Raw genomic sequence first — 2720 nt, 5'->3', positions numbered from 1 at the left:
AGGGCCGAGCAAAAAGCCCTTGAACCCGAAGCCGTCACGGGGATTAAGATGGCGGCCTAACCAGCGCAACGCGCTGTCTCAGAACCGTGCCCCGGTACAAGGTCCACCATTCCTCGATTGCCAGCCTCCTGTCGCGTCTCGGCTTCACATACAAAAAAAAGTCGCTGGTGGCCACCGAGCGCCGTCGTGCCAAGGTAAGGCGCGCGCGCCCGGATTGGCAGAAGCGTCGCATGCCCGCCATGCGGGCACAGCCGGAACGTCTTGTCTTCATTGATGAAACCTCCGTGAAGACGAACCCCACGCGCCTGCGGGGGCCTGCCCCGTGCGGGCAGCGGCTGCAGATGAATGCGCCGTTCGGAAACCGGGGCACGCAGACATTCATCGCCGGGCTGACGGCTGAGATGCTGATCGCGCCCTGGGTGATCAAGGGCGCGATGGACGGACCCGCCTTCGCCGCCTATGTCCGCGAGGTGCTGGTGCCGGAACTGCACCCTGGCACTGTCGTCATCCTCGACAACCTTGCCACGCACCGCAACGTCGAGGCGGCAGAGGCACTGCGGCAGGCCGGGTGCTGGTTCCTCTACCTGCCGCCATACTCCCCGGACCTGAACCCCGTCGAGCAAGCCTTCTCGAAACTCAAGGCGCACCTGCGCAGGATTGGCGCCAGAACCTTTACAGACCTCTTCGAAGCCCTCGGAGACATCTGCGATATGTTCTCACCAAACGAATGTTGGAGCTTCTTCAAGGCCGCCGGATATGTCGCAGGTAAAAACCGAAACGCTTTAATTCCTCGGTCGGCTTCGAGAGCCTGTTCTTCGACAAGCCGGTGATCGTGCTGGGCCAGGCCTTCTATGCGATTCATGGCATCGCGACGGTGGCGGCGTCCCGCGCGGCGCTGGAACAGTGCCTGGCGCGCCCCGAGGCGCTGGATTTCGACCCCGGCCTGCGGGACGCCTTCATGTCCTACGTCACGCAGGTGCAATTCCCCCGTGAGGATGACGTCGTCGCCGGGCGGACCGATCTGGGGGATCTGGTCGCGCGCGACCGGGCGCGCGACGCGCTGCTGGCCGACCTCGGTGTCCTCGAAAACTGATAGCGTATCGAAACCAGTTTGACAGGCGCGGGGCGCTGCGGGTAGTTTCGTATCGAAACCATATCGGCCCGCACCATGAACAAGCCCGTCACCAACATCGCCAACGGCAGCCACCGTGTCCGCACGCCCGGAATGCTGTCCCACGACCGCGAGCAGGCGCTGATCCGCGCCTGGCAGACCCGGGGCGACCGGGGCGCGCGGGATCGTCTGCTTGCCGCCTTCGCGCCCCTGGCGGCGTCGATCGCCAAGCGTTACAGGCGCGACACCGGCGAGGTCGACCCGGACCTGTTGCAGCAGGCCAATATCGGCCTGATGAAGGCGGCTGACCGTTTTGACACCGACCGCGGATTGAGGTTTTCGACCTACGCGGCCTGGTGGGTGCGCGACGAGGTGCAGAATTACGCACGGTCGAACATGTCCATCGTGCGGCGGCCCAACTCGCACCAGACCCGCGCGGCGGTCGCGCGTCTTGCCAGTCTCGACGCGCAGACGCCCGCTGACCGGGGGGCCGACAGCGCCGAGCAGGACAAACAGCTTGCCGCATCGCTTGGCGTAGGCGAGAAACGCGCCGCCGAGTTGCGCGCGCTCGTCACCGGCCGCGATCAGTCCCTGAACGCGCCGGCGCAGGACGAAGACGGCACCGAACGCATCGCTCTTCTGGTCGATCCCGCGAGCCTGGACGCACCCCTGCCGCTGCAGCGGCTGGAAACGGCGGATCTGCGGGCGGTCCTGGCCGAGACGCTTGCGACACTGCCCCGACGCGAGCGCGAGATCATTGTCGCCACTCAGGTAAGCGACCCGCCCGCCACGCTGGAAGGGCTGGGCGACCACTACGGCGTGTCGAAGGAGCGCGTGCGCCAGTTGCGCGAACGCGCCTTCGCGCGTCTCAGGGAGGCCCTGGCCGACCGCGGGGTCGGCCCGGACCATCTAGCCTGAGCGCGCCGGGTGGTCGCGCGGGCGTCGCACCTTGACTTGATCGGCGGCGCGACGGCATCACCTTGTGTCGCGGACGTGCCCCGCGTGCCCGAAACAACGCTCACAACAGGGAAAGGAAACCCCCATGTCGGACCCCGTTATCGCCCAGAAATCCCCGTTTGCAACGGATGTCGAAGCTGGAAAGACCTACTTCTGGTGCGCCTGTGGCAAGAGCAGCAAGCAGCCGTTCTGCGACGGAAGCCACAAGGGCACCGACTTCACGCCTGTGAAGTATACGCCCGAAAAGGATGGCAAGGTCTTCTTCTGTGGGTGCAAGGCCTCCGCGAATGCGCCGCTCTGCGATGGCTCCCACGCAAAGCTGTAGGGCCGGCGTTCCTGCGGCACCGGCATCGGCGAGAGGTCAGACCAGCGCCGGTCTCCTTGTGCCGTCAGTCCTCGGCGGGGTGGTCGTCGTAGGTATCTGACAGGATGCGGCGAGAGTCGCCTTCCGGGTCGTCGTACTGGTTTGTGCGCAGTGTCCAGATAAACCCGCCAAGTCCGACGACGCCGAGGAAGATCGAGATCGGGATGAGAAAGGACAGAACTTCCATTCCTACCTGTCACATCCCGGAAGGTGGTATGGCTGTTTCTTGAACAGCTCGGGCTTGAGTTTGTGCCAGCCCTTCATCGCCTGCAAGGGCGTCTTGCTGCC

Annotated in this window: 4 protein-coding genes and 1 pseudogene; 4 read left to right on the top strand and 1 reads right to left on the bottom strand. The window is 65.1% G+C overall.

Going from position 1 to position 2720, the window contains the following annotated elements:
* Positions 1 to 86: 86 nt before the first annotated feature.
* The 4 genes and pseudogenes from ACH107_RS31900 to ACH107_RS31885 form a co-directional block, all read left to right on the top strand.
* Positions 87 to 764: pseudogene (locus ACH107_RS31900) on the top strand (IS630 family transposase); the annotation flags it as partial.
* Between the two features lie 62 nt (positions 765 to 826).
* A complete protein-coding gene (locus tag ACH107_RS31895) occupies positions 827 to 1093 on the top strand; it encodes a hypothetical protein (RefSeq protein ID WP_412509648.1) in 267 nt (88 codons plus the stop codon).
* Positions 1094 to 1168: 75 nt separating this feature from the next.
* The gene (locus ACH107_RS31890) at positions 1169 to 2029 is read left to right on the top strand and encodes a sigma-70 family RNA polymerase sigma factor (protein ID WP_412509647.1); all 861 of its coding nucleotides are present in this window, start codon (positions 1169 to 1171) and stop codon (positions 2027 to 2029) included.
* Between the two features lie 124 nt (positions 2030 to 2153).
* The gene (locus ACH107_RS31885) at positions 2154 to 2393 is read left to right on the top strand and encodes a CDGSH iron-sulfur domain-containing protein (protein ID WP_310691284.1); all 240 of its coding nucleotides are present in this window, start codon (positions 2154 to 2156) and stop codon (positions 2391 to 2393) included.
* A 64-nt stretch (positions 2394 to 2457) separates the two neighbouring features.
* Here the strand turns inward: ACH107_RS31885 and ccoS are convergent, their stop codons facing one another.
* Positions 2458 to 2619 carry a cbb3-type cytochrome oxidase assembly protein CcoS gene (ccoS, locus tag ACH107_RS31880; RefSeq protein ID WP_310691285.1) on the bottom strand — a complete coding sequence of 54 codons (162 nt, stop codon included), beginning with the start codon at positions 2617 to 2619 and terminating at the stop codon, positions 2458 to 2460.
* Positions 2620 to 2720: the final 101 nt, after the last annotated feature.

It is taken from the genome of Roseovarius halophilus (ex Wu et al. 2025), from assembly GCF_047086965.1.
Note: the sequence above shows the minus strand (reverse complement) of the source record. Positions and strands in the feature narration are given on the sequence as shown.